This is a genomic window from Luteolibacter sp. LG18 (assembly GCF_036322585.1).
Taxonomy (GTDB): Bacteria; Verrucomicrobiota; Verrucomicrobiia; order Verrucomicrobiales; family Akkermansiaceae; genus Luteolibacter.
On record NZ_AP024600.1, the window covers coordinates 4,920,639 to 4,946,586 of the forward strand.

Annotated in this window: 27 protein-coding genes and 1 tRNA gene; 18 read left to right on the plus strand and 10 right to left on the minus strand. The window is 63.5% G+C overall.

From position 1 onward, the window contains the following. Window positions 1-2 precede the first annotated feature (2 nt). The 6 genes from llg_RS19630 to llg_RS19655 all read right to left on the minus strand — a co-directional run bounded on the left by llg_RS19630 (window position 3) and on the right by llg_RS19655 (window position 5,322). A complete protein-coding gene (locus llg_RS19630; protein ID WP_338286698.1) occupies window positions 3-926 on the minus strand; it encodes a BatA and WFA domain-containing protein in 924 nt (307 codons plus the stop codon). After that, window positions 923-1,696, minus strand: a complete 774-nt coding sequence (locus llg_RS19635; protein ID WP_338286700.1) for a hypothetical protein — start codon at window positions 1,694-1,696, stop codon at window positions 923-925. Before llg_RS19635 ends, llg_RS19630 begins: the two co-directional genes overlap by 4 nt. Window positions 1,697-1,737: 41 nt before the next feature. Next, on the minus strand, window positions 1,738-2,595 hold the full coding sequence (locus tag llg_RS19640; protein ID WP_338286702.1) for a DUF58 domain-containing protein: 858 nt from the start codon (window positions 2,593-2,595) through the stop codon (window positions 1,738-1,740). 11 nt (window positions 2,596-2,606) lie between these two features. Continuing rightward, window positions 2,607-3,578: a MoxR family ATPase gene (locus tag llg_RS19645; RefSeq protein WP_338286703.1), complete on the minus strand. Its 972-nt coding sequence runs from the start codon at window positions 3,576-3,578 to the stop codon at window positions 2,607-2,609. A gap of 55 nt (window positions 3,579-3,633) precedes the next feature. Continuing rightward, window positions 3,634-4,659 carry a TlpA disulfide reductase family protein gene (locus llg_RS19650; RefSeq protein WP_338286705.1) on the minus strand — a complete coding sequence of 342 codons (1,026 nt, stop codon included), beginning with the start codon at window positions 4,657-4,659 and terminating at the stop codon, window positions 3,634-3,636. Between the two features lie 573 nt (window positions 4,660-5,232). Continuing rightward, a tRNA-Ser gene (locus llg_RS19655) sits at window positions 5,233-5,322 on the minus strand. Window positions 5,323-5,432: 110 nt separating this feature from the next. Here llg_RS19655 and llg_RS19660 point away from each other — a divergent pair. The 6 genes from llg_RS19660 to llg_RS19685 all read left to right on the plus strand — a co-directional run bounded on the left by llg_RS19660 (window position 5,433) and on the right by llg_RS19685 (window position 9,924). Then, window positions 5,433-5,867, plus strand: a complete 435-nt coding sequence (locus llg_RS19660; protein WP_338286706.1) for a hypothetical protein — start codon at window positions 5,433-5,435, stop codon at window positions 5,865-5,867. Between the two features lie 178 nt (window positions 5,868-6,045). After that, the gene (locus tag llg_RS19665) at window positions 6,046-6,507 is read left to right on the plus strand and encodes a MarR family transcriptional regulator (RefSeq protein ID WP_211634224.1); all 462 of its coding nucleotides are present in this window, start codon (window positions 6,046-6,048) and stop codon (window positions 6,505-6,507) included. 144 nt (window positions 6,508-6,651) lie between these two features. Then, window positions 6,652-7,254, plus strand: coding sequence for a laccase domain-containing protein (locus tag llg_RS19670; protein ID WP_338286711.1), 603 nt, complete (start codon window positions 6,652-6,654; stop codon window positions 7,252-7,254). Next, the gene (ispE, locus tag llg_RS19675; RefSeq protein ID WP_338286712.1) at window positions 7,251-8,096 is read left to right on the plus strand and encodes a 4-(cytidine 5'-diphospho)-2-C-methyl-D-erythritol kinase; all 846 of its coding nucleotides are present in this window, start codon (window positions 7,251-7,253) and stop codon (window positions 8,094-8,096) included. Before llg_RS19670 ends, ispE begins: the two co-directional genes overlap by 4 nt. 93 nt (window positions 8,097-8,189) lie before the next feature. After that, on the plus strand, window positions 8,190-9,122 hold the full coding sequence (locus llg_RS19680; RefSeq protein ID WP_338286713.1) for an alpha/beta hydrolase: 933 nt from the start codon (window positions 8,190-8,192) through the stop codon (window positions 9,120-9,122). Window positions 9,123-9,159: 37 nt separating this feature from the next. Next, window positions 9,160-9,924 (plus strand): SGNH/GDSL hydrolase family protein, encoded by a 765-nt coding sequence (locus llg_RS19685; RefSeq protein WP_338286715.1) that lies wholly within the window; start codon window positions 9,160-9,162, stop codon window positions 9,922-9,924. Window positions 9,925-10,126: 202 nt separating this feature from the next. On the opposite strand, the gene llg_RS19690 is transcribed toward llg_RS19685, so the two are convergent. Both llg_RS19690 and llg_RS19695 read right to left on the minus strand, forming a co-directional pair. Beyond that, the gene (locus llg_RS19690; protein WP_338286717.1) at window positions 10,127-10,585 is read right to left on the minus strand and encodes an SRPBCC family protein; all 459 of its coding nucleotides are present in this window, start codon (window positions 10,583-10,585) and stop codon (window positions 10,127-10,129) included. A 66-nt stretch (window positions 10,586-10,651) separates the two neighbouring features. Continuing rightward, window positions 10,652-11,134, minus strand: a complete 483-nt coding sequence (locus tag llg_RS19695; protein WP_338286719.1) for a hypothetical protein — start codon at window positions 11,132-11,134, stop codon at window positions 10,652-10,654. Between the two features lie 379 nt (window positions 11,135-11,513). Here llg_RS19695 and tig point away from each other — a divergent pair, with 379 nt between their 5' ends. The 9 genes from tig to llg_RS19740 all read left to right on the plus strand — a co-directional run bounded on the left by tig (window position 11,514) and on the right by llg_RS19740 (window position 20,823). Then, on the plus strand, window positions 11,514-12,842 hold the full coding sequence (gene tig / locus llg_RS19700; protein WP_338286720.1) for a trigger factor: 1,329 nt from the start codon (window positions 11,514-11,516) through the stop codon (window positions 12,840-12,842). A 195-nt stretch (window positions 12,843-13,037) separates the two neighbouring features. Beyond that, a complete protein-coding gene (locus llg_RS19705) occupies window positions 13,038-13,685 on the plus strand; it encodes an ATP-dependent Clp protease proteolytic subunit (RefSeq protein ID WP_338286722.1) in 648 nt (215 codons plus the stop codon). Window positions 13,686-13,981: 296 nt separating this feature from the next. Beyond that, entirely contained in the window at window positions 13,982-15,061 is a 1,080-nt protein-coding gene (locus llg_RS19710; RefSeq protein WP_338286724.1) for an acyltransferase, read from the plus strand. A 152-nt stretch (window positions 15,062-15,213) separates the two neighbouring features. Beyond that, complete coding sequence (gene clpX / locus llg_RS19715; RefSeq protein WP_338286725.1) at window positions 15,214-16,494, plus strand: ATP-dependent Clp protease ATP-binding subunit ClpX; 1,281 nt, start codon at window positions 15,214-15,216, stop codon at window positions 16,492-16,494. Between the two features lie 64 nt (window positions 16,495-16,558). After that, window positions 16,559-17,368 carry a hypothetical protein gene (locus llg_RS19720; RefSeq protein ID WP_338286727.1) on the plus strand — a complete coding sequence of 270 codons (810 nt, stop codon included), beginning with the start codon at window positions 16,559-16,561 and terminating at the stop codon, window positions 17,366-17,368. Between the two features lie 94 nt (window positions 17,369-17,462). Then, a complete protein-coding gene (locus tag llg_RS19725; RefSeq protein ID WP_338286728.1) occupies window positions 17,463-18,680 on the plus strand; it encodes a S41 family peptidase in 1,218 nt (405 codons plus the stop codon). A gap of 16 nt (window positions 18,681-18,696) precedes the next feature. After that, the gene (locus tag llg_RS19730; protein WP_338286730.1) at window positions 18,697-18,999 is read left to right on the plus strand and encodes a hypothetical protein; all 303 of its coding nucleotides are present in this window, start codon (window positions 18,697-18,699) and stop codon (window positions 18,997-18,999) included. Between the two features lie 103 nt (window positions 19,000-19,102). Further along, entirely contained in the window at window positions 19,103-20,131 is a 1,029-nt protein-coding gene (tsaD, locus tag llg_RS19735) for a tRNA (adenosine(37)-N6)-threonylcarbamoyltransferase complex transferase subunit TsaD (RefSeq protein WP_338286732.1), read from the plus strand. Window positions 20,132-20,187: 56 nt separating this feature from the next. Then, the gene (locus tag llg_RS19740; RefSeq protein WP_338286734.1) at window positions 20,188-20,823 is read left to right on the plus strand and encodes an HAD-IA family hydrolase; all 636 of its coding nucleotides are present in this window, start codon (window positions 20,188-20,190) and stop codon (window positions 20,821-20,823) included. Between the two features lie 54 nt (window positions 20,824-20,877). Here llg_RS19740 and llg_RS19745 read toward each other — a convergent pair whose 3' ends face one another. Continuing rightward, window positions 20,878-21,297, minus strand: a complete 420-nt coding sequence (locus tag llg_RS19745; protein WP_338286736.1) for a DUF6515 family protein — start codon at window positions 21,295-21,297, stop codon at window positions 20,878-20,880. 249 nt (window positions 21,298-21,546) lie between these two features. Here llg_RS19745 and llg_RS19750 point away from each other — a divergent pair, with 249 nt between their 5' ends. Together llg_RS19750 and llg_RS19755 are read left to right on the plus strand one after the other, a co-directional pair. Next, on the plus strand, window positions 21,547-22,674 hold the full coding sequence (locus llg_RS19750; protein WP_338286738.1) for an OmpA family protein: 1,128 nt from the start codon (window positions 21,547-21,549) through the stop codon (window positions 22,672-22,674). A gap of 61 nt (window positions 22,675-22,735) precedes the next feature. After that, window positions 22,736-23,149, plus strand: a complete 414-nt coding sequence (locus tag llg_RS19755) for a hypothetical protein (RefSeq protein WP_338286740.1) — start codon at window positions 22,736-22,738, stop codon at window positions 23,147-23,149. A gap of 183 nt (window positions 23,150-23,332) precedes the next feature. Here the strand turns inward: llg_RS19755 and llg_RS19760 are convergent, their stop codons facing one another. Next, a complete protein-coding gene (locus llg_RS19760; protein ID WP_338286742.1) occupies window positions 23,333-24,481 on the minus strand; it encodes a prepilin peptidase in 1,149 nt (382 codons plus the stop codon). Between the two features lie 105 nt (window positions 24,482-24,586). Here llg_RS19760 and llg_RS19765 point away from each other — a divergent pair, with 105 nt between their 5' ends. Then, window positions 24,587-25,912 (plus strand): CCA tRNA nucleotidyltransferase, encoded by a 1,326-nt coding sequence (locus llg_RS19765; RefSeq protein ID WP_338286744.1) that lies wholly within the window; start codon window positions 24,587-24,589, stop codon window positions 25,910-25,912. Window positions 25,913-25,948: the final 36 nt, after the last annotated feature.

Sequence of the window (25,948 nt, forward strand, 5' to 3'; positions counted from 1 at the left end):
CATCACCACGGGTTGTATCGGAGCCCCAGCAAGGAGAGGACATAAAGCGCGGCTGCCGCGAGGCCGGCGATGGACAGCGGGGTGTAGTCGTCCACCCAATCCGCGGTCACCTGCTTGAAGCGCGCCTTCTGCATCCGGTCGATCTCGCGGAACACGTTGTCGAGGGCCGAGCGGTCGGAAACATTGAAGACCTTGCCACCGGTCGTCCCCGCGATGGTCTCCATGCCACCGGTTCCCATGCCATCCTCGCCGCCACCGATAAGGATGCCGAAGACGCGGATGTTCGCCGCCGCCAGTTCCTCCGCCGCGCGACGGTCGCCGCCATCAGCGAAGTCGCTGCTGCCGCCGTCCGTGATCAGGATCACCGCGCGGTCGCCCTGCTCGGTGCGGAGTAGCTGCTCGCGGCAGCCATGCAGCGCGTTGGCGATCATCGTGCCCCCCATCCACGGCGGCATGTTGTCCGGGCGGATGTACTTCATCGCGTTGGTCAGCGCGGACATCTCCTTCGTCGGCGGCACCCAGTGGATGTACTCGGAACCGAAGATCGTGAGCCCGAAGGCGTCGCCCTTGCGGTAGGTGCAGAAATCGCGCGCGGCCTCCACGGCGGCCTCGAAGCGCGTGCCTTTGCCGAAGCGCATGCCCATCGAGCCGGACACGTCGATGCACAGGATGATGTTGTTCATCACCCGCTCGTCCTGCGGCGGCGCGGACTTGCGCGGTCCGGCCAGCATCAGCACGGCGATCGCGAGCAGCACCGCGGGCAGTGTTCCCGCCAGGTTGGTGAGGAAGCGCAGCGCCTTGCCCCCGCCCTGCTGGCCATGGTCGAACGGCAGCACCACCGGATGGCCGCGGCGCACCCATTGCCAGAAGCCCCACAGGACCGGCAGCGCCAGCAGCCACAACACCTCGGGATGATGGAAACTCACGCGCCCACCCCGCTTTCCACGGCCAGGTGCCGGTAGGGCTCCAACAAGGAATCGATCTCGCCGCGGCTCGCGCCGCCGGGATGGTGCAGCCAGCGCTCCAGGGCCCGCAGCAGCGGCCCCGCCTCGGCGTGCTGTTTGAGGGATGCCAGCGCGACGGTCATGCGCTGGTCCGCGCCCACGAGCTTCTCACGCCAGTATCCGGACATCAGCCGCTCCAACTCCGCCTGCCCGGAGGCAGTGAGATTACCAGCCGCTGCGGCCTCCACCAGCGGACGCATCCGCTCGGCATAGGACGGCACCGGCGGCGCGGCTTCCTCCGCGTTCTCCACCGGCTTCTTCCGGCCCAGCCAGATCAAGGCCGGAAGCCCGCACAGCCACAACACCGCCAGACCACCGAGCGCCATCCGGTAGCCCCCGAACCAGGGAAACGGCTGCGGCGTGAACTTGTTGAGCTCGCCCTGGTAGTCGGCAGGTAGCAACGAGCCCACCTCGATCTTGAGATCACCGATCTCCACCGCGGGCGTGCCATCCGGATGCACCAGGTAATCCGCCAACCGGTGATTGCCCGGCTCGAAACCGATCGGATGGAACACGTAAGTGAAGCGCCCGTCCTTCTCCTGCTGCACCCTTTCAAGGCGCAGAATCAGCGGCGTCCGATCGTCCATCGGCCGCGGCTGGTAATCGCCGCGGTCGAGCGTGACCGCGTAGTCCCGCTCCAAGCCAATGTCGCCCGGCTTCGGAACCGCTGCCGCAAACTGGGCCGACGCCATGGCGCAGGCCGCCACGCGAATGAATCCAAGGGAGCGCGATCTCATCCGTTCCTCCTCGAGTTCGTGCGGTTCTTCAGGAAATGCCGCAGCCGCGCCACGATCGGTTCGTCAGTCGGCAGCTTCAGATAATCCACTCCGGCGCGGGCCAACGGACCGGCCGTGTCCTCCGTGAGGAATCGCGTGCCACCCCGGGCCACGAATTCCTTCCCGGACTCCGCCTCCAGGCCCCGCAGGATTCCGGCGCGAAGCGCCCCGCGTTCCGCCGGGTCCTCCAGATGCAGCACCGCGCAATCGTGGTCCTGCGCCATCAGCTTGATCGCGGGCAGCGCGTCCGGATCGTGAAGGTCGCTGATCACCACGAACAGGCAGCGCTGTTCCACCCGCGGGATGAGTTCCCGAACCCGCTTGCCGAGCGTCGTGCCCTCGCTGAAATGCAGGTGCCGGAGTTGGTGCAGCCATTGCAGGATGATGCCGCGGGAAAGCGCCGGTGTGTGGTGCAGCGCGCGCTCCCCCACTCCCATCAGGCCCACCGGGTTCATGTGCTCCACCGCCGCCAGCGCCAGCCCGCCGGCGATCTGCACCGCCCACGCGTACTTGCTCATCTTCAGCGAGCTGATCGACATCGAGGCCGAGGTGTCCACCAGCAGATACACGGGCATCTGCTTCGGGGCCTCGTATTCCTTCACGTGAAAACGCCCGGTGCGGCCGGTCGTCCGCCAGTCGATGAACTTCACCGGATCTCCCGGCTGATAGAGGCGCGATTGCACGTACTCGATGCCCGAGCCGAGGAAAGGCGAGCTTTCCTGGCCATAGGCGAGCGCGTTGGCGAGCCGCTTCACGGCCACCTCGAACTGCCGCGCGTCGAGATGGTCGGAGGGCAGGGTCCCGGAGGGTTTCATCGGGCGCGGGATCAGCCGAGTTGGTGAAGCAGCTCCTCGAGCACCTGTCCCGGCTTCCGGCCTTCCGCCAGCGCCTCGTAGCTGAGGCGAATGCGGTGGAGAATGACGTCCTCCGCCAGTTCGAAAAGATCCTCCGGCACCACGTAGTCACGCTGGTTCACGAACGCCCGGGCCCGCGCGGCCTGCACGATGGAAAGACTGGCGCGCGTCGAGCATCCCATCTCGATCGAGGGATGCGTGCGGGTCAGGCGGATGAGCTCCACGCAGTGCTTCATGAACACCTCGCTGACATGCACCGCCTGCACATCGGACATCGCGGAAATCAGATCCTCCAGGCGGCACACCGGCTCGGCGTTGATCATGTCGAACGCACTCTTCGGCATCGCGCCGCCGTCGACCTTCTTCAGGCCCATCTTCAACTGGCGGCGCAGCACTTCCTCCTCCTGCTCGGCGGTGGGATAGTCGATGCGGTGGCACAACATGAAGCGGTCGAGCTGCGCTTCCGGAAGCTCGAACGTGCCCGCCTGCTCGATCGGGTTCTGGGTGGCGATCACCAGGAACGGCATCGGCAGCGGATGGGTCGCGTTGCCGATCGTGACCTTGCGCTCCTGCATCGCCTCCAGCAGCGCGCTCTGCACCTTCGGCGCCGCGCGGTTGATTTCATCCGCCAGCAGCAGGTTCGTGAACACCGGACCCTGGTGGGTGCGGAAACGGCCGGTCGCCTGGTCAAGCAACTCCGAACCGATGATGTCGGACGGCAGCATGTCGATCGTGAACTGCACGCGGCTGAACTGGAGGTCGATCGCCTTCGCCACCGAGTTGACCAGCAGGGTCTTCGCCGTGCCGGGAACGCCCAGCAACAGCAGGTGGCCGCCGGTGAGCAACGCGATCATCATGCGTTCGACGACGACGTCCTGGCCGACGACGACTTCACTGACGCGCTCGCGCACGGCCTGGACGAAATGGGTTCGGGTATCAATCATGGAGGATGCTGGAACGAATGGGAAAAGAAAATGGTGAGGTTCTGGAGGGAGGACCTCAGGGCTTGAGGTTCGGAGCGGTCGGGGCGGCTTGCTTGGCCTTGGCCTGAAGTTCCGCCGCGCGGTCCTTGTCGCCATTGAGCTCCGCGATGCGCGCCAGCGTCGTCAACGCGACAGCCTGCGCAGGACCCGCGGCCGCTGTCAGCGGGGTCGCGATCTTTTCCGCCGCGCTCCGCAACGGTGCACCCGCGTCCGGCTGCGCCACCAAGTGGGCCGCGATGGACACCAGCACCTCGGGTTGCTTCGCGTAGTCCTCGCAGAGGATCTTGCCGAGTTCGAGCGCGTCGCCCGGCTGCTTCTTCGCCAGCAGCAGGTCCAGCTCCGCCAGGCCACCGATGTAACCGAATTTCCCGGTGAGCGATTCCTGGAGCTGCGCGATGGTCGCCTCGGCCTCGTCCAGCTTGCCCGCGCGGATCTCGGTCTGGGCGCGCGCCGCCAGTTCAGCGGCCTTCGCGCTCGGTGCCGTCGCTTCCGCCGTCGGCTGGTCGCCGGAGGAGGACTTGATGGAGGCCTCCGCCAGCAGTCCCTCGATCAACGATTCCTTCAGCTCCATCGGATGGCCGATGTAGGCGAGCGCGCCCTTCTTGTTCACCACGAACGCGCAGGGGATGCCGTTCTGGCCCGCCGCGGTGAGCCAGTGCTTCGCCATCCAGCCACCTTCGCTCTTGTTGTCGTCCACCGTCACGCGGTAGCTCATTTTCCCGGCCATCTTTTTGACGAACTCGGAAACCTTCGCCGAGTCCTCGCCGAGGTTCTGCCCGATGACCACCAGGCCCTTGTCCTTGTATTTCTTCTGCAGCTCGTCGACGTGCGGGATCGAGGCAATGCACGGCCCGCACCAGGTGGCCCAGAACTCGACGATGTAGACCTTGTCCCCCTCGAACTCCTTCACTTCCTCGCCTTGTGCCCACGCGCTCACCTGGATCTTCGGCGCCGGATCTCCGGTTTTCAGGACAGCGTGGGCCGCAGGCGCGGACCAGACGTACGCAGCCACCGCGGGCAAGCAGAAGAGCCAGGACTTCATCGGGTTTGGGATCGGGTTTCAGTGTTCGGAAACGTTCCTGCCAGCGGGCGCGTTTCGAGAATGTGCGATCCAAAACGCCGCAAAACCCGGAATCCATCTCTAAATTGTTGGAATATAGAACCACTCAACTCACTAGGGATTCCTTACTCCTCATGACGGGATCGGAGCAGATGCGGACAATCATTGGGACGTCCCCACCGTTCTGATCGACCAGCCCCAATCCCTCGATGTCATCGGAGCGAACCAGTGGCTCCTCCACCCGAAAATAATCGTGCCAGGATCGGGCTGCTCAAACCCACCTTCCCCTCATCAGCCCATCCAACTCGCCACAAAAAAGCCGACCTTAAATAGGTCGGCCTGAATGGCGGAGCGGGAGGGATTGCCGCCGCTTCGCTCCGGCCCTGTCACCTTGCATGCTTCGCATGAGCCTTGGCACGCCGTTGCCAACGGCTACCGCGGTCGAACCCTCAAGAAGCCTCGCGGCGCTCGGCAAGGGTTCTCGCCCCTCCCTCCGCCAACAGGTCACGCGGATCACAGACACAAAAAAGCCGACCTTGATGAGGTCGGCCTGAATGGCGGAGCGGGAGGGATTCGAACCCTCGGTAAGGTTTCCCCTACGCCTCTTTAGCAAAGAGGTACTTTCGACCGCTCAGCCACCGCTCCGTGTTGCTTGCGCGGGAGCGTTGAACCACAGGTGACGGAGATCGTCAACATCCTCGCGCAGAAAATTCATCGGCTTGCAGGAAAGTCCAGCCGCGAGCACCTTCAAGGCCATGAACCGGGCCACTGGAATCCTTCTCACCGTCCTCGTCACCGCCTCGCTGCCCGCCTGCTCCTTGTTCCATTCTGAAAAGCCCAAAAAGGAGGAGAAGCCGAAGGAGCCCGCCACCAAATTGGTCGGCCGGATATCTTCCATCTCCGGCGACAAGAAGTTCGTGCTGATCCAAAGCTACGGCCAATGGGAGGTCCCCACCGGAGCGATCCTGACCACCCGGGCCGGCGAAAACCGGGTCTCGAACCTCCGCTGCAGCGGCGAGAAGCTCGGACAATTCGCCGCCGCTGACATTCAAGCAGGCCTGCCGGAGGTCGGGGATGGCGTCCTCTACACCCTTCCCATCGAGGAAGAGACGTCCAAACCGATCCCGGAACCGCCTTCGGATAAAAAGAAACCGGCGGAAAACATTCCCCCTCCCCCCTCCGCCCCCTGATTCCCCCCTTGCAGGACGAACCAAGCGGCGTAATTTCAAAAACTTGGACTCCCGATAATCAGGAAGTCTTAAATTTTCGCAGTTTGGAGTTGAATACTATTTGGCATTCCTGCTAGTTTTCCTCTCGCAAAGGCTGTGCTCCCTTACTTGTCCCGAAGCATGAACACTAAAACCAGCCATGAAACTGAGCACATCGAGCGCGTCGAGCGCGTCGGTTCAAGCCGATGCGGATCGTCTCGCTGACTTCGTCTTGTTTACGCAGCGTAGCTGCATTCTGAACCTGTCGTCCGAACTCAACAAAGGAAACGTGTCATTCCCCCAGTTCTTCCTTTTGACGTATCTTTCGAGCGAGGAATATCTGACCATGTCGGATATCGCGAAGAAGATGGGCCATTCGACCGCCGCGGCCACTGGCCTCGTCGATCGGCTGGAGAAGCTGGCCTATGTGGAACGTGTCCACGCTGCCGAAGATCGTCGTAAGATCATGGTGCGTATCACCGCCAAGGGCGCCGAGCTTGTCTCGAAAATGCGCAAGGAGATCGCCAGTGACCTCGCGGGAATCCTCGCCGGCATGGATGAGGACGAGGCGGAAGCCGTCGAACACACGAAGCGCGCCATCAAGGGCCGCGCCATCGCGTGAGCGTCGGACTCCGCTAACGAAACCCGCTTGGCGGATCCCTCGCGCCTCCGTTACGGTCGCTCCGTGACGGAGGCGCCCCCCTTTCTAGACCCTATCAATTCCCTGCCCGGTTTCCGGGCCACCTGGATCCCACGCATTCCCGGCGTGGTGGTGGAAGATGCGGACCGCGATGAAGCGATGCGTCGTCTGCGGCCACATCATGAAAACGCGGTGGCCGCCTTCGGTGGCACGGCGGAAAGCTGGTGGCGCGCCGAACAGGTGCACGGCACCGGCGTGGCCGTGGTGCCCGGAGCGGAAACGATTTCCGCGCCGGACGGTTTACCGGTGGTGCCCGGTGTCGATGGCCTGGTAACGAACACTCCCGGCACGGTCCTGGCCATTTACGTGGCGGACTGCGGGGCCATCTGGCTGGCGGACCAGCAGACCGGAGCCATCGGGATGCTGCATTCCGGCAAGAAGGGCACGGAGGGAAATATCTTCCAGACCGCCTTGGAGACCATGGCCCGCGAATTCGGCACCCGGCCGGAGGACGTCACCGCCGTGCTCGGCCCGTGCATCCGCCCGCCGCACTACGAAATCGATTTCGCCACCGAGATCGGACGCCAGGCGGAGCAGGCCGGGCTTGCCTCGTTCACCGACTGCCGCGAGAACACGGCCACCGATTTGGCCCGTCACTACAGCTACCGCATCGAGATGGGCAAGACGGGTCGCATGATGGCCCTCATCACCCGCGATTTCCCCGCATGATCCAAGTCTCCGCTCCCGCCAAACTCAACCTCTCGCTGCGCGTGGTGCGTCGGCGTGAGGACGGTTTCCACGAACTCGACACGCTCATGATCCGCCTGCCGGGATTGGCGGACACCCTGGAGTTCCGCGAGGCGGAGGCGTTCGCGTTCTCCTGCTCCGATCCCACGGTGCCGGGCGATGAATCGAACCTGGTGGTGAAGGCGATCCGTGCTTGGGAAGCCGCCGCCGGACGGAAGGCGGAATGCCACGCCCACCTTGAAAAGCACGTGCCGCACGGCGCGGGCCTCGGCGGTGGCAGCAGCGATGCCGCCAGCGCGCTGGCGGCGGTGAACGAGATGCACGGCACGCCATTGTCTTTGGAGCGCCTGATCGAGATCGCCGGCAGCTTCGGCTCCGACATTCCTTTCTTCCTGATGCCGGGCGCGGTGCGCTGCACCGGCCGCGGCGAGGTTCTGGAACCAGCCCCCTGCCCGCCCGCATTGCCGGTGCTGCTTTTGAAACCGGGTTTCGGGGTGGCCACGCCGGATGCGTACAAGCGATGGAAGGATTCGCAGCCGCTGCCGGGCGTCCGCTATGACGCTCAGGTCTTCTCGTGGGGCGAACTCGTGAATGATCTGGAACGACCGGTCTTCGAGAAGCACCGCTTCCTCGCCGAGGTGAAGGAATGGCTGCTCGATCGGCCGGAGGTGGCCGGGGCGCTGATGAGCGGTTCCGGCTCGACCATGCTTGCCGTGCTCCACGATCTGGCGTCAGCCGATACCGTGGCAGAAGCCGCGCGAGCCGAGCTCGACCCGGGATTGTGGTCGTGGGCGGGACTCACGGATGGCGGGGTTCCCGCGTAACGCGCACAGCGGCCTGCCAGACGATTCGTTTCCATATCCCGGAAAGGAATCTTGAAAATTGCATGGAATTTAAGACGTTGATAGCGACGAATCATGCCGAAATCCCACCTCCACCTCTTTCTAGCCTTGCTGGTCGCGATCATGACCCTGCCATTGTCCGCGGAAGAACCGTCCGCCGCGTGGTCGCCGGACTACTGGCAGAAGATGCCGAGCGACGAAATGCCCCTCTGGCCGAAGGGCGCTCCCGGAGCCAAGGGCAAAGAGCCACAGGACATCCCCACCCTCACCCCCTTCTTCGCGCCCCCCACGAACGCCACCGGGGCGGCGATGATCATTTGTCCGGGAGGCGCTTACGCGAAACTCACCCCGCATGAAGGGCTCTATTACGCGTTTTGGCTGAACGAGATGGGCATTTCGGCATTCGTCCTGAAATACCGCCTCGGCACCAATGGCTACCATCACCCGGCGATGATGAACGACGTCCAGCGCGCGATCCGCTACGTCCGGGCGAAGGCCCCGGAATGGAAACTCGATCCGAAGCGCATCGGAATCATCGGCTCTTCGGCGGGCGGGCATCTGGCCTCGACCGCGCTCACGCATTTCGATCCCGGTCAGGCGGGTGCCTCCGATCCCATCGAGCGGGTGAGCTCCCGACCCGACCTCGGCATCCTCTGCTATCCGGTGATCACGCTCGGACCGGCCACCCATGAGGACAGCCGGAAGAACCTGCTCGGTGAGCAACCGGACCCGGCGCTGGTCGATTCGCTCTCGAATGAAAAGCAGGTAACCAAGGACACCCCTCCCACGTTCATCTTCCACACCGAGGACGACACTATCGTGAAGGTCGAGAACTCGCGGCTCTTCGCCGCGGCCTTGAAGCAAAATGGCGTCCCCTTCGCCCTGCACCTCTACCCTTCCGGCCCCCACGGCATCGGACTCGGCAGCCGGCAGTGGGACCCGCAGCACCGCCATCCGTGGACCGGCGAGTGCGCGCTGTGGCTGAAGCAAATGGGTTTTGCCCGATGAGCGCGGCAACGCCAGCATCCTCCAATCGAACCATTCCATGCGTTCCCTGATTCCGTCCATCTCCCGGTCGATCCGAGCACTGGCTTTGCCGGTGCTTTTCCTGGGACTCCTGTCCGCGACCCATGCCGCCGAGGAACCGGTCCAGTCCCCCTTGCCCGTGAACTTTTTCAAAAACCTCCAGACGGCCAAGCGGGAGACCGTGGTGGTCTATGGCACCAGCCTGTCCCACACCGCCGCCTGGCCGCAGGCGTTGAAGGGCTACTTCGACCAGCGGTTTCCCGGCAAGGTCGAGGTGATCAACAGCGCGCAATCCGGACAGCAGTCGAACTGGGGCCTCGCCAACCTCCAGGAGCGGGTGCTTTCGAAGAAGCCCGACCTCGTCTTCATCGAGTTCTCGATGAACGACTCCGCCACCAAGCACCAGATCCCGGTCGAGCAGGCGGTGAAGAACCTCGACGCCATGGTGAAAGCCCTGCGCGAGCAGAACCCGCAGGTGGACATCGTGCTCCAGACCATGAACCCGGCGTGGGACTCACCCGCCGAGCCGCCGGAACGCGCGTCCGCCAAGGCCCGGCCGCATCTCGCGGATTACTACGAGAGTTATCGTGGCTACGCCCGGGAACACGGGCTGCCGCTGGTGGACCACTACCCGAACTGGCTGAAGCTCCAGCAGGAGCATGAAGAGCAATTCAAGAAGTGGATTCCCGATGGCACCCACCCAATCCCGGAAGCCAGCCTGGCGGTAACTTGGACGGCGATCGAGGCCCTTCTTGAGAAGGCGAGGAATGCGGCAGCGAAGTAGCACAAGTTTCCAACTTGCGGTAGGGAAGATCCACGAACACCTCCGCACATCCAGTCGCCCTGGTCGACGGAACCTCATAGTCCGATTGTTCCTGTACGAGAACGCGCGAGCGCTCCCACCCACAAGCAGGAATGCTTGTGCTACATTTGCTGCGCCGGAGCGGAAGAACCGCCCCGACTGCAAATGGGAAACCCGCGCTATTTCACATCTGATCCGGAATCTCCGGCTCGGTGAGCTTCGCAAGGAGTTCCAGCGATTCCTGCCAGCCCATGTAGCAGGCCTCCACCGGGATCATGCCGGGGATGCCTTCCTGGGTGATGTTCACCTCGGTCCCGCAGAACACCTCCCGCAGCTCGACGGTGGTGATCATCGTGCCGGGAAGATTGGGGTCCTCGAACTGGTCGTCGTAGCGGAGGCGTTCGTTCGGGACGAGCTCCAGGAACTTCCCGCCGAAGGCGTGGCTGCTGCCGGTATTGAAGTTCGTGAAGGACATCCGGTAGGTGCCGCCCACGGTGGCGTCCATGTGGTGGACCTTGCCGGTGAAGCCGTGCGGCGGCAGCCACTTGGCCATCGCATCGGGATCGAGGAAAGCGCGGTAGATGCGCTCGGGCTTGGAACGGAGGACGCGGTGGAGGCGGACGGTATTGGTGGTGGCACTCATGGTTGTTTCAAATGGGGTCGTTTCATCTAGACGACGAACGGCCCCGGCGCAGCAGGACATTTTCCGTCACATTTTTTTCCGGCCGAATTGCGTGCGGTTCCGCAGGTTGAATTCAAATTCATGGGGCCCATTTGAGAGTAGGAATCCATCCGCACTACAACTCTCAACCGTCACCTCACCGAGGAACTCCAGTCGAATGCCGCGAGTTTCAAAACGAACCTCCTCTCCTGAGATTTTGTCCACCAATAAGGGATGTCGCCCGCCGGTCATTCCTCCTTGTTCGATTACAACGATTGCCTTGAGCGCCGGCAGCTCAAGATAAGACTGTGAATCGAGAAGCGGAAACACCTTCCCACGGACATGCAGTAGGCGGGTGGATCCCGAGTGCACATTGAGATTCTTGAAAAATGCATCGTGGAGATTTTCCACCCAAGGTTCGTGATCACCGAAGTGACGCAGTCTGGGAAAATAGAGCACCCCGAAGAAAATCGCGGGAAGCGCCAGCCCCCACCCAACACCGCGAAGGCCCTTCACAAATTTCGATGCCATCGCTCCAATGCTCCGCAATTTTCCCGCCAAAGGAAGGCCTTAGTTCAGCTCCCGATCACAACGGAACAGTATCGAATGGCAGGACGCCTCTCAACCAACCGAACTGAGCGAGCCCGGCGATCAGGTGACAAACTCCGTTCAGATGGAGGGGTAACGGTCTTCACGCTCCTGGCCCTCTCTCTTTCGAGCTGCTGAATCATCAACTTCCGTTGACTAAGACGTTACCGTCCCGGTTTTGCCCCGGGAATCCTTGGATTCCGCCCCGCCGGGCTCCCAATCCCCACCGAATCGGGGCGGAATGGCGAATACCCGGTTTGACAAGCGGGCCGGAGCGGCCCTAGCTTCCCGCCCCCGGCCGTACCGTGCCGGTCCCGCCACCATGAACATTGTTGTCGAAAAGCAGCCCAAGTGCGTCGCCACCCTCCGCGTCGAGATTCCCGCCGAGCAGGTTTCCGGCGAGCGCGAGCGCATTGTCGCGGGTTACACCAAACAGGCCAAGCTGCCCGGTTTCCGCCCCGGCAAGGCCCCCCGCAAGGTCATCGAAAAGCGCTACGAGAAGGAAATCAGCGAGGAACTCCGCGACCGCCTGATGCAGGAAGGCTGCGATGAGGCGCTCCGCAAGGAGTCCCTGAAGGTGCTCGACTTCGGCGTGCCGGAGTCCACCGAATTCACCGCCGACGGCGGTTTCTCCTTCTCCACCCGCATTCTCCTCGCCCCGGAAATCACCCTTCCGGAGTACAAAGGCATCCCGGTGAAGGTCCCGGCCGTCGCCGTGCCGGATGAAGAACTCAACAAGCAGCTCGACGGCCTCCGCGAGCGTTTCGCCGATTTCAACACGCTGGAAGGCCGCGCCCTCCAGACCGGTGACTTCGCCGTGATCGACTACACCTCGACCACCGAAGGCAAGCCGCTCGAGGAATTCCTCGGCAAGCCGGCCGGTTACATCGGCGGCCGCGAGGGCTTCTGGGTCCGCATCAACGACGACTCCTTCCTCCCGGGCTTCGCCGCCCAGCTCGTCGGCCTGAACGCCGGCGACAGCAAGGAAGTGACCGTGACCATCCCGGCCGATTTCCCGCTCTCCGACCTGCGCGAGAAGGAAGTGGTCTTCGCGGTGACCGTGAAGGAGCTCAAGGAAGCCGTGCTTCCGGAGCTGGATGACGAACTCGCCGCCAAGCTCGCCCCGGGCAAGACGCTGGAAGAGATCAAGACGATCATCCGCGACAACATGGAGCGCGAGCGCCGCCGCCAGATCGACGACCTCAAGGTCAACCAGATCGTGGAGCACTTCAACACGCAGGTCGAATTCGACGTGCCGGAAGAACTCCTCGCCCAGGAGACCCAGAACCAGGCCGACGCCATGGTCCGCCAGGGCATCCAGTCCGGTCTCTCCCAGGAAGAAGTCGAAGCCCAGCAGACCGAGATCTTCGCGAACGCCGGCAGCCAGGCGAAGTCGAACATCAAGACCAACTTCATCCTCCAGGAAATCGCCCGCGCCGAGAACATCAGCGTGAGCGACCAGGAGCTGGTGAACCACCTGGTGGCGATCGCCAACTCCCGCAAGCAGGCTCCGAAGAAGTTCATCCGCGACCTGCAGCGCTCCGGCCGCCTCCCGGGCGTGCGCAACTCGATGCTCGTCGGCAAGGCGATCGACTTCGTGGTCGAAAACGCCAAGGTCGAGGAAACCAGCGAGCCGCTCGGCGAAGCCTGATTTTCCGGCCGCGGTGAACACCGCGATCGAGATTCCTTTTAAAAAAGCGCCGGGTGCATCCACCCGGCGCTTTTGTTTTGAAGAAGCCACCAAACTAGCCGCAAGGGGCCATTGACATTACAGACGGGCGCGCCAAGGTCGGGGAGAACGATGAACATTTCGCAGACGCCGAATTTTCCAAACGTCTCCCGCGCCATGGGTCCTCAAAACAGCTACTATGTCCCAGTCGTCGTCGAAAACGACGGCCGCGGTGAACGCTCCTTCGACATCTATTCCCGTCTTCTCAAGGACCGGATCATCTTCATCGGCACGCCGATCGACGATTTCGTGGCGAACTCCGTGATCGCCCAGCTCCTCTTCCTCCAAATGCAGGATCCGAAGAAGGACATCCACATCTACATCAACTCGCCGGGTGGCTCGGTGACCGCCGGTCTGGCGATGTACGACACGATGCAGTTCCTGACCTGCGACGTGAACACCTACTGCATCGGCATCGCCGCCTCGATGGGCTCGGTGCTGCTCACCGCGGGCACCAAGGGCAAGCGCTACTGCCTGCCGAACTCCCACGTGATGATCCACCAGGTCTCCGGCGGTGCCCAGGGCACGGCCTCCGACGTGGAGCGCACCATCGGCTTCATGTTCAACCTGAAGAAGCGCCTCAACGGCATTCTCGCCAAGCACACCGGCAAGTCGGTGGAGCAGATCGAGCGCGATTCCGACCGCGACAACTACATGAGCGCGGAAGAGTCCATGGCCTACGGTCTGGTCGACAAGGTGCTGGAAAGCCGCAAGCAACTCCCGGACGCGGTGCTTTCCGCGATCGACGAGAAGAAGGAAGGCTGAGCCTCTTTCGACAACAGTTCAAAGGAAGCGCCGGGTGGAAACATCCGGCGCTTTTTGTTTTCTCTTCGTAAGTAGTTCCTCCTTCAAGAGGGCGTCTCCAACTCCGCCTTTGCATCAAAGCCACCAGACCCATGCCGCTTTGACGATCCATGCCCACGCTGCATCGGTCTGGTTGGAAAGCACGGCACCCACCCCACCCTCCTGAAGGACGGCCGGAACGTGCGATTTCCACGAGATCACCCTTGCGCTTCTTCCTCCGGGACGGCGTCTTTTCCGCGTCCCGACCCATTTCTCCCGTGTCCGATTCCGCTGCTCCCCGTCATCACCGCGCCCTCGATGGGTTCCGCGGAGTGGCAATCGTGCTGGTGATGTGGAGCCACTTCATCACCGCGGGCGGACTGATCGACAAGGGCAACGCGTTCTTCCGGTTCCTCCACGGCGGGTTCACGGGCGTCGACATGTTCTTCGTGCTGTCCGGCTTCTTGATCACCGGCATCCTGCTGGATGCGCCGAAAACGGGCGGACGCTACTTTTCCGTCTTCTACCTGCGGCGGGCGGTGCGGATTTTCCCGCTCTACTACGCGGTGTTGATCGGGGTCTTCCTGACCCGGCCCGCGGGTCCGGATTCGCCATGGTGGTACTGGCTCTTCGCCTCGAACCTCGGGGCGACGTGGAAGCACGATTGGCTGGTATCGCCCTCTGGCGTGAACCTGAGCCACCTGTGGTCGCTGGCGGTGGAGGAACAGTTCTACCTCGTCTGGCCGCTGCTGGTGCGGTGCCTTCCGCGGCGGGGGATCGAGCGGATCTGCCTGGCGTGCCTCGTAATCGCGCCGGTGGTTCATTTCGCGCTGCACTTTTCCGGGAACCCGGTGGGAGCGTACCTATTCACGGCCACGCGGTTGAACACGCTCGCCGTCGGAGCCTGGCTGGCGATCGTGTTCCGCGATCCGGCTCGGTGGGAGCACTGGATGGGACGGGCCCCGGCGGCGGCCGCGGTCAGTGGCGTGGCGATGCTGGCCGGAATCCTGTTTCCAGAGCAGGTGTCGCTGGTGCCGTTCTCGCCGTTTTTCTGGGGAGCGCTGCTAATGCTGGCACTACGGCAGGCTTCGCCCGTGTGGCGGATACTTTCCGGCAGCGGCTGGGTGGTGTTCGGAAAATTCAGCTACGGGCTGTATCTCCTTCATTACCTGTTCGATCCGTGGCTGAAGGACGTGGTGTTCGGGCGCTGGATCGTCGGGCTCACGGGCGGAGTCTCGATCGGCGCGGTGCTGATGTTCGTGGTGGTGGCGTTCGGACTGACGTTCGCCGGGGCGTGGGTGAGCTGGCAGGTGCTGGAGCGTCCGATGCTGTCGCTGAAGCGGTTCTTCCGCTACTGAGACGCCCGAAAAAACGAAGTCGCTTACGTGCATTCCCGCAGATCCGCTTCGAAAATCCCCCTTCCCGTTCCATTCCCGAATTTTCTCGTTTCTCGCGGCGTTTACTGGGGTAAGATCGCCTGCACCGAAGGAACCTCCTTCCCCCTTTCACCATGGCCCGCGCTTCCAATCTCACGATGTGCTCGTTCTGCGGCAAGAGCCACTCCGAGGTCAAAAAACTGATCGCCGGTCCGGGCGTTTACATCTGCAACGAATGCATCGAGGTCTGCTCGAACATCCTTGAAAAGGAACTCGCCGGCACTCCCGGGAAGGGCAAAGGCACCGGCGACAAAGCCGGCAACCGCGTCCCCTCGCCCGCCGAGATCCGCGCCCGCCTAGACGAGCACGTGATCGGCCAGGAGCACGCGAAGAAGGTGCTCTCCGTCGCCGTCTACAACCACTACCAGCGCCTGCGCCAGGACGTGGCGAAGCTCGATGACGAGTTCAAGGACGTGGAGATCGAGAAATCGAACATCCTACTGCTCGGTCCGACCGGTTCCGGCAAGACCCTGCTCGCCCGCACGCTGGCCCGAGTGCTGGACGTTCCGTTCTGCATCGTGGACGCCACCACTCTCACGGAAGCGGGCTACGTCGGCGAGGACGTGGAGAACATCATCCTGCGCCTGCTCCAGGCTTCCGATTTCGACGTTTCCCGCGCCGAGCGCGGCATCATCTACGTGGACGAGATCGACAAGATCGGTCGCAAGACCGAAAACGTCTCGATCACCCGCGATGTGTCCGGCGAGGGCGTGCAGCAGGCGCTGCTGAAGATCCTCGAAGGCACCGTCTGCAACGTGCCGCCGCAGGGCGGCCGCAAGCACCCGCAGCAGGAATACATCCAGGTGAACACGGAGAAGATCCTGTTCATCTGCGGTGGCGCCTTCGTGGGCTTGGAGGATATGGTGCGTCGCCGCCTCGGCCGGAACACCCTCGGTTTCCATGCCGAGAAGGACGGCGAGGACCTCGACAATCCGAACGTGAACGTCCTTGAGAAGGTGCAGCCGGAAGACCTGCTGCACTTCGGGATGATCCCGGAATTCATCGGCCGCCTGCCGGTGATCTCCTCGCTGCGGAAGCTGACCGAGGACGAACTGATCTCCATCCTCACCGAGCCGAAGAACGCGCTGGTGAAGCAGTACGGCAAGCAGCTCGCCATGAACGGCGTGAAACTCCGCGTGACTCGCGATGCCCTGCGCGCGCTGGCCGAGGAGGCCGTGCGCCGCGGCACCGGCGCCCGCGCGCTGCGCTCGATCTTCGAACGCCTGATGCTGGACGTGATGTTCGATGTGCCCTCCCGCGGCGACATCGAGGCCGTCACGATCAACCGTCCGGTGGTTCAGGGCGAGCGCCCGCCGCTCATCCGCCGCCGCAGGGCGGACCAGGACGCGGCGTGAGGAAGTAGCAATGGTCACACGCACGGCCTCCGCGCCTCCGTTCTGTTAGAACGTGCCTTCTTTCATGGCTGATCCAGTCATTCCCGACATGAACCCACGCCCACCGATGGGCGTGGTGGTGGCAGCGATCATCCTGATGGTGGCGGGTTTCGCGGCCATGTTCTCGATGATTGTCGCGTGCTGGAGCAAAGGCGGGCCCTTCTTCAGCGCCCAACCCTTTGCGATCGCGGCGGGATACTTCCTGCTGCTGCGTGTGGGATTCGCATGGAAAGTCACGCGGTGGTTTGCAGTCATGACTACCGTGGGGGGACTTGCCGCCACGGCTTGGCTGCTTTGGACTCCATCCAGCAGCCCCATTTCCGCGTCCGATTGGGTCCAGCTTGCCGCCACCTGTGGCGCGGGGGCACTTGTCTCCTGGAGCCTTTTCACACGAGAGGCCAGAGGATGGTTCACTGAGCACAACGACGCTCCCGTCAATCGGCGCTTGGCCTGGCCCCTGCTGGCATTGTCGGGACTGATCGCGGCGGCCTATGTCGGACAGACCGAAAGTTGGCGGAGTGACCTCACACGGATGTTCGCGGTCAACACCACGTTTATCCTCAAGCGAGCCTCGGACGGCACCCGGCTCACCAACTTCCAAGTTCCGCCCCCTCCCTACCTGAAAAGCCCTTGGGGACAGTCCCTCACCCCAACGGTGAGCTATGACGTGAGGTATCCGGGAGACACAACCCAGGTTCAAGTGCATGGTCTCTCCAGCAATCCCGTTCCGGTGTTCTTTCAGGCCGACGGGATGACGTCCATCAACTACACCATCACTCCAGAAACCCCTGTCGAGGTGGAGATCCGCTTCGAAACACTGGATCGCGGAAAGTGATCCCCGACCAAAGCTCAAGGGGACAGAGAGTTAGGGGCTTCATAAACGATCTCCCTCTTCCCATCTTCCGGACCTCCTGCTAGGAATCGTGGCGATGCGCGCGATCGCCTTTGCCCTCTGCCTTTCCTGTGGAATCTCCGCCGCGGAGACGAATGTCCCGCCGGACGCGGAGGAGACGGCTTATCCAGCGATCGAGCGCTTCGTGCAGGTGCTGGAGGCGGTGCGGAAGCGCCATCCGGACGTGGACAAGGTGACCTACGACCGCCTGGTGAACCACGCGTTGGAAGGCATGCTCGCCAGCCTCGATCCGCACTCCTCGTTCATCTATCCGGAAATGGCGGGAGCCCTTCAGAAGGGCGACGTCGATCCGCATCTGCCATCGCTGGGAATCACGCTCGGGCTGCGCGATGGCGGCCCGTATGTGGCCGGTGTGGACACGCGGGGACCCGGAGCGGATGCCGGGTTGCTGCCGGAGAGCGGCATTCTCAAGATCGACGACCAGGACGTGCGTGATCTGCCGCTGCCGGACCTGATGGCGCGCTTGACCCGACCACCGGGGGAAATCTCGCGCTTGAGCGTGAAGTCGATGGACGCGCCGAAGCCGAAGGACGTGAAGCTCACCCACATCGTGGTCGAGACGAAGTCGCTGCCCGAAAGCCATCTCCTCGACCAAGCGAAGACCACCGGCTACGTGCGCCTCGCCCAGTTCGGCAACGGTTGTGCGAAGGAAATGGAGGCCGCACTCGATGACTTGGAAGACCAGGGCATGAAGTCGCTGGTGCTTGATCTGCGTCAAAATGGAGGCGGCAACCTCGATGAGACCGTGAGAATTCTCGGCCTGTTCCTGCCGCCATCGACCGCCGTGGTCACCACCATCGGCCGCGATGGCCAGATCGGCGAGGCCATGAAGACGCCCGACCGCCAGCGCCGTCGCCGCGATTACCCGATCGTGGTGCTGGTGGACCGCATGTCCGCCTCGGCCTCCGAGCTCACCTCCGGCGCGCTGCAGGACTTGAAGCGCGCAAAGGTCATCGGCGAGCAAAGCTACGGCAAGGGCTCGGTGCAGAACATCATCCCGATGGGCGGCGGCACGGCGCTGCGGCTCACGATCGCGCATTACCACACCCCATCCGGCCGCACGCCGCACGGGATCGGGATCACGCCGGATGTGGTCATCCCCTTCAGCGATGAAGATCGCGTGTGCTTTGATCTCTACCGCCACAAAGACTCGCTGAAGCCGGAGGAAGCCGCACGGCTGGCGAAATGGAAGGATCCAGTGATGGAGGCGGCGTTGAAGGCGCTGGCTCCATGAACTCCGCCCATTTCCCATGAGCACTCCAAATCCCGAGTTTTGCAGAATCCCGCGCCCGCTGAAAATCGAGAACCTTCTCGCGGAAGTGGAGGACCCCAGGCCGCTTTCGCTCTGGCGGCGAGGGCTCCCCTATTTCCTGGGTGTGGCTTACGGGGCCATCGCCTGGATCGATGGCACACCGTTTTTCATGCTCTTCTGCGGCGTTCTGGCTGTCGTGTTTGCATTCCAGGACGTGGCCGCGGACCGGGCCAAGAAGCGCAACGCCGCGCTGGTGAAGCTGCTGCGGGAAATGGTGGAGATCGACGACACCCCGAAGTGATCCGAACTCAAAAATTCGTGTTCATTCGCGTTCATTCGTGGTTTTGGATTCCGCCCGACTCCGCCCCCCCTGAAGACCCTCCTCGGCTGAAGCCTCCACTCCTTTGAAGACCCTCCTCGCCATCGAATCGTCCTGTGATGAAACCGCCGTCTCCATCGTGCGTGGCGAGGATGGCGTGCCCACGGAGATCCTGGCTTCGGAGATTTCCTCACAAATCGAGCTGCACCGCGTGCACGGCGGGGTGGTGCCGGAGCTGGCCTCGCGAAACCACTCGCTGAGATTGAGACCGCTGGTCGAGCAGGCCCTCGACCACGCAAAGCTGACCGTCGCGGACATCGACGCCTTCGCCGCCACCACCGGCCCCGGGCTGGCGTCCTCGCTTCTCATCGGCAGCACGGCGGCCAAGGCGCTCTCCTGCGCGACCGGCAAGCCGTTCCTCTCCATCAACCACCTCGAGGGCCATCTGCTCTCTCCCTTCGTGGCCGAAACGCGGGTGCCGGAGCACCTCGCGCTGATCGTCTCCGGCGGCCACACCCTGCTGCTGGAGGTGAAGGGGCCGGGCCATTACAGCAAACTCGGCGGCACCCGCGACGATGCCGCGGGCGAGGCCTACGACAAGGTCGGGAAGATGCTCGGCCTCCCCTACCCCGGCGGGCCGGAAATCGAGAAAATCGCGCGCGAGGGCAATCCCGCCGCCTTCGATTTCCCGCGCTCGATGCTGCACGATCCGCACCACGACTTCTCGTTCTCCGGCCTCAAAACCGCCGTCCTCTACACCCTGCAGGGCCTCGGCGAGCCGCTGGAGGTCATCCAGAACCGCCAGACGGTGGCCGACCTCGCCGCCTCCTTCCAACAGGCGGTCATCGAGATCCTCGTCGGCAAAACGATCAAGGCGGCGCGCAAGCACCGGCTGAAGATCATCGCCCTCTCCGGCGGAGTCAGCATGAACCGCACGCTCCGCGAAGCCTTCCAGGCCGCCTGCACCAAGCACGGCTTCCGGCTCGCGGTGGCCGCGCCCGCGCTGTGCACCGACAACGCCGCGATGATCGCCTTCGCAGCACTGCTGAGGCATCTCGGAGGGGAATCGAGCCCGCTCGATGCGGACATCGATCCGAACCTGCGGCTGGCATGATGTCACAGGTTCCACGTTGACCATCTCCCCTAGGTGGGATTTCCTGTTGGGACGTCATGGCCTACCGCACTTTCATCTTCGACTTCGACGGCACGCTCGCCGACACGCTCGAGGAATCCCGGTTGATCTACAACCGCATGGCCCCGGATTACGGACTGCGGGAGGTGACCCAGGATGAAATCCACCACCTGCGCCATCTTTCGCTGAAGGAGCTGCTGGACCACCTGGACATCCCGAAGCGCCGCGTCCCCTCGCTGCTGGCACGGGGCACCACCTTGATGCGGGCGAATATTTCCAAACTGCCGCTCATTCCCGGCATGGCCGAGGTGCTGCCCCAGCTCCGCACCCAGGCCCGCAGCTTCGGCATCCTGACCTCGAACGCGACCGCGAACGTGGACCTCTTCCTACGCGCCCACGGCCTGCGCGACCTGTTCGATTTCATCTCGTCCACCTCGAAGCTGACCGGCAAGGCCAAGCACCTCCGCGCGATCCGCAAGACCTTCTCGCTGGACGCCGGTGAGATGGTTTACGTCGGCGATGAAATCCGTGACATCAAGGCCTCGAAAAAGGCTGGCATCCCGGTGGCAGCGGTCACCTGGGGCTTCAACTCCGCCGAATCGCTCGCGGGCGAAAATCCGGAACATATTCTCTCCCGGCCGGACGAGTTCCTGCTTCTGACCGCAGACTCCTGAAACACAAACGGCCGGGAAATCCCCGGCCGTTCGCTTTTCCCGGTGTGCCATCCCTTACAGGAACGGACTGCGCACGATCACATAGCCGTCGCCGCGGGACTGGTAGTAGACGTTGTCGTGGACCCAATAGCGGGTGCGGTTGTGGGTCACGATGCGCGCTCCATTCGGCAGCGTGGTCACCGTGGTGCCGAACCCCATGTGTCCGGGAGGCGGCATCATCGGGCCATGCATGCGCGGCGATTCGACCACGACGTAGCCACGGCCCTGCGGGCGGTAGTAGATGTTGTCGTGGTGGTAGTACTGAACGCCTCCGACCACCTCCGTCTGGTAGCCACCCGGCAGGGTTTCCACCACGTAACCCGGGCGGTAATCCCGGTAAACCACCCGCTGCGGCGGAGCGGGATCGACGATACAACTCGTGAGCATCAAGCCCCCGAAGCCGGTGAGTGCGGCAAGTGATACGATCTTGTTCATGTGCTGGGTTGGTTGGTTTCGGAAGGCATGAGCCATCCGTTTGAAATGATTTCGCAGTGGCTGTGCCAGCCCCCTCGCCCTCCTTTCAACCCATTCATGGAATGCGACTTGCGATTTGGAATCGCAGGCACCGGCCCGGGAATCCTCTGCACCGTGCATGAAGAGTCCATGCATTATGCAAAGCCTCTCCATGGCGGTGGCTTCCCGCACGGTTGACACATCCGCCCGCCTCCTCCAAAACCTGCGGCCATGACGGAACCTTCTGCCACGCCGCCCGCCCCGACTTCTCCGGTGCAACCCGCCACGCCTCCCGCGGCGGCTCCGGTGCCCGCGGCAGAACCGTCCGTCGCCGCCGCGAAAACCGCGCCTCCCTCGAACGCCGTGCTGGCGCTCGGGTTCATCATCATGGTTCTGCTCGGAGCGATCCTCGCGGTGAATCTGAAACCTCGTCCAGCCGCTCCCGAAACCTCGGCGGATCTCGCCAGCCGGATCAAGAAGGACAGCGAGGCTCTCATCTCGATGAACAGCCAGGCCCAAGGCCAGCTCACCGAGCGGGATTCCCAGATCCTCGCCAAGACCAAGGCGCTGGTGGACGCCGAACGGATCAACCAGGCCCTCGTTTCCCAGAACGCCACGCTCCGCAACGATCTCGACCGCGCCTTGGCCAATGCCGGTTCCTCCGATCTCTTCAAGCGCCAGCTCAGCGATACCCTCAAGCAGGTCGATGGCCTGACCGCAGATCTCGCCAAAGCCCGCACCCAGCTCGCCGCCTACGCGAGCCGCCCGGATCCCGGCGACCTTTCCGATCTCCAGCGCCGCCTGGAGGAAACCACCCGCGCGAAGAGCTTCCTCGAAACCCGCGTGCGGGAACTGGAAGCGAAACTGGCCCAGGCAGGCAGCGCCCCGGCTCCGGCACCCCGCCTTTTCGCCGCCAGCGAGAACGAACTGCTACCGGTGGCCACCGCCCTGTTCCGCGGCCTGCGTGAACTTGAAAACCACTCGGACAGCGAGATCCTTGCCGCCTACACCGGCTTCGCGAACCTGCTCGGGGCCAGCGTGGTGTCGAACGTGAATTTCCCGACCGGCTCCAGCGCCCCCTCCCCAACCGACGACGCCGCCCTGCGCGCGAAGGTCCAGACCCTGCCAGACGAAGGCCTGCTGCTCGTCGTGGGCTACGCCTCCGAAACGGGCAACCCGGACGACAACCGCACCCTCTCCTCCGACCGCGCCACCGCCGTGGCGAAGTCCCTTGATGAGGTGAAACTGCCCGGCCAGAAGGTCCAGGCCGTCTACCTCGGCCAGACCGACCGCTTCGGCAGCACCAAGCCGGAACGCAACCAGATGTGCGAAATCTGGCAAATCCGCTCGAAGAACTGAGGTCGGGCCCGCTCGGGCTTGATATTTGACTATCCCGGCTGATTCAGGCATCTGAATCAGTGTGCGGGGAGTCTCCGACCATGACCTGAGGCGGATCCTGGACGCGAGGGATCGCGAGCTGGAGGCCAAACGCCGCCGTCAGGGCAAGCACGGCGGCACCATCCTGCTCGCCTTGATCGCCATCGTGGCGGTTTGGTTCTGGATCGTAGTGCAGCGGAACGACGGCATGGTAATGCCACCCACCCCAAAGGAGACAGCGGCAGCGCCGGAGCTGCCCGCCATCCTCCAGCCCTCGGACTCCGCGAAAGCCGGGCAAATGCCGGGGGTGTTCGCCGAGGACCCGGCGAAGGCCAAGAAACCCGGCTCTCTGCCGGACCTCAATGTGGACCAGCAGGACGTGAAGTTCGCAACCGAGCTGATGAATTTCCTCCAGCCGCCAGCGGCCTCGAAACCCGCCGAGCCGGAGAAGCACTAATCGGCCACTTCTTTTGCCGTAGCCGCGCTCGTGAGAGCGTGGGCGGGGCGATTTACCATTGCCCTCGCGCGCCCAGTGCTCCATCGGGCTACCTCTCTTCAAGCCCGGAGGGCGAGCAGGATGATGGTGGATCCCCCTTCCCACCCTCTCACGAGGGCGGCTACGAAGAGAAGAACTCTCCCATCAACGTCCAAAGTCCATCGGACCGAGGAGGGTCATGTACCACTCCCAAAGCTTCCACCCGCCGAACATCCACGTCACAGCCCCCAGTGCGAGGAACGGTCCGAAGGGCAGCGGTCGACCGAACCCGATGCGGGCGATAAGCGCCAGCACGGTGGCGAAAATGGAGGCACTGAAGATGGTGAAGAACACGCCGGTCCAGCCGAAGAAGGCCCCGATCATGCCCAGCAACGGCGGATCGCCCATGCCCATCGCCTCGCGCGGAATCACGGCGCGGGTGGCGGTGCCTTCCATCGATCGGATGTCGAGGAAGGGCTTCACGGTGCCATCGGGAAGCTCGAACTCCAGTTCACGGACCACCAGTTGCCCCCCGCCCCGGTCCTCGCCATCGATCACGATGGCTTTCGCCTCGAGGATGAGGCGGTCGGTCTTGCGGGAGAAGATGTCCCACCACTGGGTGGTCTCGCCATCGATGATGAACTCCATCGGCGCGTCATCGCCCTCTCCTTCCTGAACTTTCCACGCGACCGCGGAGGCGAATTTCTTGTCCAGCCGTCCGAACGCCAGCTTGCCCAGTTCCACCACGGCGCGCAGGCCCACGTAGCCCGCGAGCAGGCCGATGACCGCCTGTTTGAGACCATCCTGCCAAGTTCCCACGCCGGTCCCGGAAAGGGCGGCCAGTTTCGGCCACAGGGCGCAGGCCACCAGACCGAACGCGGTCCCCGCCCAAGTCAGGCCGGTGGGGATGATCATGTGCTCCACGTCGATGAAGGTGATCGAGACCAGCAGCGCCAGCAGGATCCACAGGAAGGGCACGACAATCGCTCCTTCGACACCGGGCCGCGTGTATACCCACCAGGCGGCGGTGAAGAGCAGGGCCGTGAGAAGCTCCACCGCGAAGTAGCGGACGGGGATCTTGCATTTGCAGTCGGCACAACGCCCGCGGAGCAGCAGCCAACTGAAGAGCGGGATGTTCCGCTTCAGCGGGATCGGGCTCTTGCACTTCGGGCAGAACGAGCGCTTCGGCTCGTTGACGGAAAGCCCGAGCGGCACCCGGTAAATGACGACATTGAGGAAGGAGCCGATGCAGGCCCCGATCAGGAACGCCGGAATCAGCCAGAGCCAGTGGTCGAAAGGAGGATAGAAAGGCAAGGTGGTGCTATTCAACGGGCTGGCGGAAATGTGCCAAGCGCGAAGTTCAGTCGATCCACCGGCTTGGCGGTTGAAATGTGAAGCCTCGGACGAAACACTGCCGCCATGTCCGCCCGCACCGCCGCCACCGAAGTCGCCCGCCGTCTCGCCGAAGCCGGCCACACCGCGCTCTTCGCGGGCGGTTGCGTGCGCGATGGTTTGTTAGGCAAGGAGCCGAAGGATTACGACGTGGCCACCTCCGCCACACCCGCTCAGGTGCTGCGGTTGTTCCCCGGCTCGAACGAGGTCGGCGCGCACTTCGGCGTGGTGATCGTGAAACAGGACGGTGTCCACATCGAGGTGGCCACCTTCCGCACCGATGGCAGCTACAAGGACGGCCGTCGTCCCGAAACCGTGGAGTTCTCGACGCCCCCGGAAGACGCGCAACGCCGCGACTTCACGGTGAACGGGCTGTTCCAGAATCCGGTCAGCGGCGAGATCATCGATTACGTCGGCGGCCTCGCCGACCTGAAGGCCCGCACGCTGCGGGCGATCGGTACACCGGGCGACCGCTTCGGCGAGGACGCGCTGCGGCTGCTGCGCGCGGTCCGTTTCGCCACCGTGCTGGGATTCGAAATCGAACCGATTACCTGGCAGGCGATCCGCGACCACGCGGACGATCTCGCGAAGATCTCTCCGGAGCGCATCCGGGACGAGTTCTCGAAACTGATCACCGCGCCGAACCGTCGCCGCGGTCTGGAACTGCTGGTGGATTCCGGTTTGATCCGTCACATCGTACCCGAGGTGTTGGCTTTGATCGGTTGCGACCAGCCGCCTCAATGGCACCCCGAGGGCGATGTCTACATCCACACCTCCATCATGCTGGAAATGCTCGGCACGGATGCCTCGCTGGAGCTGTGCTTGGCGGTGCTGCTGCACGACATCGCGAAGCCACCGACCCGCACCTACGATGAAGCCGAGGATCGCATCCGGTTCAACGGCCACGACGCGATGGGCGCGGTGATGGCGGAGGAAATCCTGCGCCGCCTGAAGTATCCGAACCACGTGATCGAAGCGGTGGTCCCGATGGTGGCCCGTCACATGCAGTTCATGAACGTCCAGAAAATGCGCACCGCGAAGCTGAAGCGCTTCATGGCCAGCGCGGAGTTCGAGGACGAGCTGGAACTGCATCGCGTGGACTGCGGTTCTTCGAACGGCTTCACGGACAACTACGAGTATCTGCTGGCGAAGCGCGAGGAGTTCTCCAGCCAGCCCTTGATCCCCGCCCCGCTCGTCGGCGGCCGGGACCTCATCGCCATGGGGTTCACTCCGGGACCGCAGTTCCGGGAATGGCTGGAAGCGGTGGAAACCGAGCAACTCGAAGGCCGGATCACCGACCGGGAGGCGGCTCTGGGCTTGCTGCGTGAATTGACGTCAAAGGCCAAAAATTGACAGGAACACCAAGACCCGGCGTAGAGTGCCGTGTGT